Source organism: Acinetobacter sp. YZS-X1-1, from assembly GCF_000804305.1.
GTDB lineage: Bacteria > Pseudomonadota > Gammaproteobacteria > Pseudomonadales > Moraxellaceae > Acinetobacter > Acinetobacter variabilis.
This window is the reverse complement of sequence record NZ_JWHB01000054.1, coordinates 1-5989: the sequence shown is the minus strand read 5'-3', so window position 1 is coordinate 5989 and position 5989 is coordinate 1. Positions and strand designations below refer to the sequence as shown.

Genomic DNA, 5989 nt, shown 5'->3' with positions numbered 1-5989 from the left:
TACATTTTATAAGGTTTTAGCCAATTCAAAAATTAGGTAAAACGATACTTTCGCAAGAGGTCTAATGATGCTGAAAAAAACATCATTTGAATAATAATGCATGGGATAAATCAAACGATAAGATCGACAATTTGAATAAAAGTGACTCAAAATAGTGATCTTTTTAAGTACATAAACCTACAGAGCACGCTTTGTAACTGATAAAACTTAACCAGAATTAAACGAAATCGAATATTTTTTAAACTAAATTAGCATAAAAACGCAATTCCTCACTGAAAAGTGCTCCTATTCTTACCTAATATGAAATCATCGCACTATTTAGGTGCGCTAAAAAAATACCTGCAACAAATCTCAGGAAGAATGCTTGAATATAGTGCATTTAGTTTAAGTCACAGTATAATAGCGACAAGGTATTTTTATCTTCCTATGTTTTCTTATAAAGATTTCAAGATTTTAGATATACTTTTAAAAGTTGGTACGCTAATTGCTTAATAGATACCAACTTCTAACACGCACTTTGCGAGTGCAACAAAAAACATCGGAGCAAAATGAGCATGGCGAACAAGGTCCTTCAACTCATACAAGAAAGTGGCGCAAAATGGGTCGATTTTCGCTTTACTGATACCAAGGGTAAAGAACAGCACGTTACTTATCCAGCAGACAGTATTGATGAAGATACGTTTGAAGACGGCAAAATGTTTGACGGTTCTTCAATCGCAGGTTGGAAAGGCATCGAAGCATCGGACATGATCTTACGTCCAGATGCAGAAACAGGTTTCATCGACCCGTTCTTTGCAGAGCCAACTGTTGTTGTGACTTGTGACGTTATCGAACCATCAACTGGTCAAGGTTATGAACGTGACCCACGTTCGATTGCTCGCCGTGCAGAAGAATACCTGAAATCTACAGGTATCGGTGATACTGCATTCTTCGGTCCAGAACCAGAATTCTTCGTATTTGACGAAGTGAAATGGGACATCGACATGTCTGGCGCTCGCCACACATTGATCGCTGAAGAAGCTGCTTGGTCTACTGGTAAAGATTACGAAGCAGGTAACTCAGGTCATCGTCCACGTGTTAAAGGTGGTTATTTCCCAGTTCCTCCTGTTGATTCTCATCAAGATATGCGTGCAGACATGTGTGCAAAAATTGAAGAAATCATGGGCCCAGGTCGTGTAGAAGTACATCACCACGAAGTTGCGTCTTGCCAGTTAGAAATTGGTGTGAGCTTCAACACAATGGTTCGTAAAGCTGACGAAGTACAACAGTTCAAATATGCTGTTTGGAACGTTGCGCACCAATACGCTAAAACTGCAACCTTTATGCCTAAACCAATGGTAGGCGATAACGGTTCTGGTATGCACGTGCACATGTCGATCTCTAAAGATGGCAAGAACTTGTTTGCTGGTGATGAATATGCAGGCCTTTCAGAAATGGCATTGTACTTCATCGGTGGTGTGATCAAACATGCTCGTTCATTGAATGCGATCACTAACCCATCTACAAACTCATACAAACGTTTGGTACCTCACTTCGAAGCACCGATTATGCTTGCTTACTCAGCGCGTAACCGTTCAGCTTCTATCCGTATTCCTTACGTTTCTAGCCCTAAAGGCAAACGTATTGAAGCACGTTTTCCTGATCCAATGATGAACCCGTACCTAGGTTTCGCTGCATTGTTGATGGCGGGTATCGACGGTATCCAAAACAAGATTCACCCAGGTGAAGCTGCTGACAAGAACCTGTACGATCTTCCTCCTGAAGAAGAAGCGAAAATCCCTACAGTGGCGCACAGCCTTGAAATGGCACTTGAATCTCTTAAAGAAGATCATGACTACCTGCTTAAAGGTGGCGTGTTCACTAAAGAAATGCTTGATGCCTATATCGAACTTAAGACTGAAGATGTACGTCGTCTGAATACGACTACTCACCCAGTTGAATTCGACATGTACTACAGCCTGTAATTCTGATCTGAATTTCACTGTAAAAAAGACCCGCCTTTGTGCGGGTTTTTTTGTATGATGCTGTTATTGATCAAAGATATGAAGTTATGGCACAACGTAAAAGATATACCGGCTTTTTTCCTTGGATTGATCCTCAGGATCATAGTAAAGGCTTTAAACTGAATTTTTCTGAAGTGACCTATGTAGATGTTGCGCGTACACCTGAAGGTTATAAACAGGTTGAGTTTGTGGCATTACGTCATCCTGAGCTGGCTCTGGACTATGACTACCCCCAAAGTTTTTATCTCACCACAGATGGCATGATTTTGAAAAAGCTGCCAAGTGGAAAATATGAAGTGATTGCCAAGACAGATAATGCCTAATCGTGAAGTTGATAACATTGTGAGTGTAAAATTTAAAAATCCGAATAGACAGCAGATGCCTACAGCACTTCGAGAGTGGCTGTATGCCTCAGGATCATTGACGCAGCAGTTAACAGATCTGGCTGGTGGTCAGTTCCGGGTAGAACCACAGCAGGAACATTTTCAGCGTCTGGAATTTGTGGATGCCCGTTGGATGCAGATGCCACATCATCATACGTCTTGGGTACGGGAAAGCTATTTATATGGCTGTGAAGAACAGCCTTGGGTCAAAGCCAAAAGTATATTTCCAATTTTAAGCCTGCAAAAACGTGCGCGGATATTCCAGCATATTGGATCGAAGCCGATTGGCTGGCTATTATTCCAGCGTACCAATCCACAGTGTGAGCGACGTGTGATTTATCTGGAAGAGGGCTGGACCCGCCAGAGCTGCTATACTTGGCATGGTTGTAAATTTATCGTACAAGAAACATTTTTACCGGTATTTGAACACTTTATACAAAATCAACAGGCTTAACTTGATATGGCAACTGCACAAGCAATTACTTGGCGTGAACGTCTGAGCGCCTATTATTATCTTTGTCGTTTTGATAAGCCAATTGGCACAGAGCTGGTCTTCTGGCCGACCATGTGGGCGCTATGGGTCGCAGCAAAGGGAATACCTGATCTCAGTATTTTGGTGCTGATGATTCTAGGTGTAATTTTTATGCGCGCAGCGGGCTGTGCCATTAATGACTTTGCCGACCGTAAAGTGGATGCGCATGTCGAGCGTACCAAAACCCGTCCCTTAGCCACTGGTATTATTAGTGCTAAAGAAGCAGTGATGGTCTTTCTGGTGCTAGTCGCAGCCAGTGCCTGCCTGTTATTTTTCCTGCCGATTGAAACCTTTTACTGGTCCTTTGGAGCCTTGTTTTTAGCGTTCATTTATCCGTTTATGAAACGCTATACCCATTTGCCGCAGGTATTTTTGGGAGCTGCATTTTCCTGGTCAATTCCAATGGCCTATACTGCCGTCGGGCAGACGCCAGATTTAACTTGTTGGCTTCTCTATTTTGGCAATCTGGCTTGGACCGTGGCCTATGACACGCAATATGCGATTACTGATCGTGAATATGATTTGAAAATTGGTGTGAAATCCACAGCCATTTTGTTTGGTCAGCATGATATTCAGATCATTAGTACCTTACAGGCTTTAAGTCTGGTCTTGATTGGCGCAGCATTATGGATTGAGGATTTGCTGATTCCATTTGGCCTGATGGGGCTTCTAGCCGTCGCAATTGATTTTATTTATCAATGGTCCAAAACTCGAGATAAGGACCCACAGCGCTGTTTCTGGGCTTTCCGTCATAACCGTTGGGTGGGGCTGATGATTTTCCTTGGAATCTTTGCCGTGCTTCTGTAACTGCACCTTGTCGATTCATAACAAAAGCATCCTATAAGGGTGCTTTTTTTTATGCTTAATTCAAGATTCTTCATGAAAATCATAAACAACAATAAGGGATTAGAATATGAATAATGTAGTGAAAAACGGTTTCAAAAAAACCTGTCTGGCACTGGTATGTTCCATGTCATTGTTCATGACTGCGTGTAATGACGATGATAATGATTCGTTCCGACCACAGGAAAGGGTATTTTTAAGTCAACAGTCTTATGATGAGGATACCTTGCCTGAAGCGTCAGATATTCAAGTCATACGCTATAACATGCCAAACGTAAATGGTGAACGGGCTGAAGCGACAGCCATGGTGTTTTATCCAAATACACCTCAACCTCAAGACGGATGGCGGGTGGTGGTTTGGGAACATGGCACGGTGGGTAGCGGTGATTCTTGTGCACCCAGTAATAACCAGCTGAATAATAATTTTAGAGGATTGGCCAGCAGCTTGCTTGCAAAGGGATATGTGATTGTTGCACCCGATTATGAAGGATTAGGTACTCGGGGGATCCATCCTTATTTAAATTTAAAAAGTGCGGCACAATCGGCTATCTATGCAGTAAGAGCCTTTAAGGAACAACAGGGAAATCGATTTAATGGTGCCTGGGTCTCAGTGGGACAATCCCAGGGAGGGCACGCATCACTTGCCACAGCCCAGTTTGCCGATGAAGATCCAAATTATAAGGCAGCAGTTGCAGCAGCTCCGGCCTCAAGTCTGGGTTATATTATCAGTGAAGTAGCACCGCAAGCGCTTAGTGCCTTGGTTGAGGCTGGGCAAGATAATGCTGCGAAAGCAGTCTATGCAGAATTACTGGCTTATGCGGCTTATGTTGCTGTCGGGATTAAAGCTTATGAACCAGGCTTTAACTATCGCAATATATTTTCAAGCCGTGCAGGGATTGTGGCTGAAAAGGCGGAAGGCACGACTGGAGAAAATGGACTTTGTTTAGGGCCATTGATTACTGAATATGTGCAAGATATTGATGATTATCTGGTGAATAATCCGGAAAAAACGGTTGTAGACTATCCAGGATTAGTAGAAAACTTCCAGAATAATTCGTCGGTTGAAAAGTTCCTAGAGAATAATCAGCCAGCAACTGAAAAAATTAATGTTCCTGTGATGATCATTCAAGGCACTGCAGATATGGCTGTTCCGTATCCAGTGACAAATACTTTACAACAAGGCTTGAAAGATATGGGAACCACAGTGACTTTTGTACCGGTACAAGACGCATCACATACCGAGGCTATTGTACAAAGCAGAACCCAGCTGCTGACCTTCATCAATACCTATATGCCTTCAGGTATTTCTGTCAGTCCTTAATCCTAAAAGGAGCTTCGGCTCCTTTTCTATTCCTTGTAAGGCTAGGCCTTGAGCAATCATTTAAGTTTGTTATAGTGACTCAGGATTATAGGTTATCAGTATAGGCTTGTTATGTCGGAACAGACAAAACCCCGCAGTATTAAAAAACTGCTTATCTTTGGAACCCTGGCTTTATGTGTGCCGATTTTTTTAGTGACGATGGCATTTCTGGCAGTTAATAGCGATGCAAAAAATCAGGAAAAATATAAGCAGCAACAGGCAGATATGATTGCCCGGATTGAAGCGCGCGAAGCGGCTGAAAAATCAAAGGCAGAGCAGGAGGCTAAAGCAACCCAAGCTGCTTCCGAAGCTGAAACAAATTCCTCTCATTAAACTATTTATCTTAAATCTCTTTGTAGCTGCCGGATCGTTGGAATTTCAGTGTAGCGGACGACTGTATAGCCGGCAGTAATCAGCATCGCATCGCGTTCAGCATCTTCCTGTTCCTTGCCAATATGGGTTGGATCATCCAGTTCTATAATCGCCACCACATTATATTCCCGGTCCATCACCACAAAATCGGTCACCTTGCGGTTAAACTTGCTGCGCATTTTCATATTGTCATGCGTAATCAAAGCACTAAATGCGACCTGTGCCAGAATATGATGATGCGGAAAAGCATCTTTCAGGCGAGTAAACATCTTGCTTTCGAAAGCTGTAATGACACGCTTGGGATAGAATTTCTTCTGGCGGGTAAACAGATGAGGGAAGAGCAGGCAAATTAAGGCAAAGCTTGCCAGACAGCCAATCACAAAGAATATAAACTGACTCAAATCAAACACGGATAATAAAAGAGAAAAGAATAAAAAAACCCACTTCGCAATGAGTGGGTTTTTCAGAATCTTGGCTCTCCCACCTGGGCTCGAAC

At 42.6% G+C, this 5989-nt stretch carries 7 protein-coding genes; 6 read left to right on the top strand and 1 reads right to left on the bottom strand.

Features of this window, described 5'->3' with window-relative positions:
- Nucleotides 1-548: 548 nt before the first annotated feature.
- From glnA to RJ01_RS15335, 6 genes are all read left to right on the top strand, one after another.
- Nucleotides 549-1964, top strand: coding sequence for a type I glutamate--ammonia ligase (glnA, locus tag RJ01_RS15360; RefSeq protein ID WP_171064793.1), 1416 nt, complete (start codon nt 549-551; stop codon nt 1962-1964).
- Nucleotides 1965-2050: 86 nt separating this feature from the next.
- Complete coding sequence (locus RJ01_RS15355; protein WP_034171721.1) at nt 2051-2326, top strand: hypothetical protein; 276 nt, start codon at nt 2051-2053, stop codon at nt 2324-2326.
- Nucleotides 2327-2381: 55 nt separating this feature from the next.
- Nucleotides 2382-2840, top strand: coding sequence for a chorismate lyase (locus tag RJ01_RS15350; protein WP_162835346.1), 459 nt, complete (start codon nt 2382-2384; stop codon nt 2838-2840).
- A gap of 6 nt (nt 2841-2846) precedes the next feature.
- Nucleotides 2847-3725: a 4-hydroxybenzoate octaprenyltransferase gene (gene ubiA, locus RJ01_RS15345; RefSeq protein WP_034171719.1), complete on the top strand. Its 879-nt coding sequence runs from the start codon at nt 2847-2849 to the stop codon at nt 3723-3725.
- A 106-nt stretch (nt 3726-3831) separates the two neighbouring features.
- Complete coding sequence (locus RJ01_RS15340) at nt 3832-5082, top strand: S9 family peptidase (protein WP_034171718.1); 1251 nt, start codon at nt 3832-3834, stop codon at nt 5080-5082.
- A 111-nt stretch (nt 5083-5193) separates the two neighbouring features.
- On the top strand, nt 5194-5454 hold the full coding sequence (locus RJ01_RS15335; protein ID WP_005234866.1) for a hypothetical protein: 261 nt from the start codon (nt 5194-5196) through the stop codon (nt 5452-5454).
- 5 nt (nt 5455-5459) lie between these two features.
- Here the strand turns inward: RJ01_RS15335 and RJ01_RS15330 are convergent, their stop codons facing one another.
- Nucleotides 5460-5903, bottom strand: a complete 444-nt coding sequence (locus RJ01_RS15330) for a DUF2726 domain-containing protein (protein WP_034171722.1) — start codon at nt 5901-5903, stop codon at nt 5460-5462.
- Between the last annotated feature and the right edge of the window lie 86 nt (nt 5904-5989).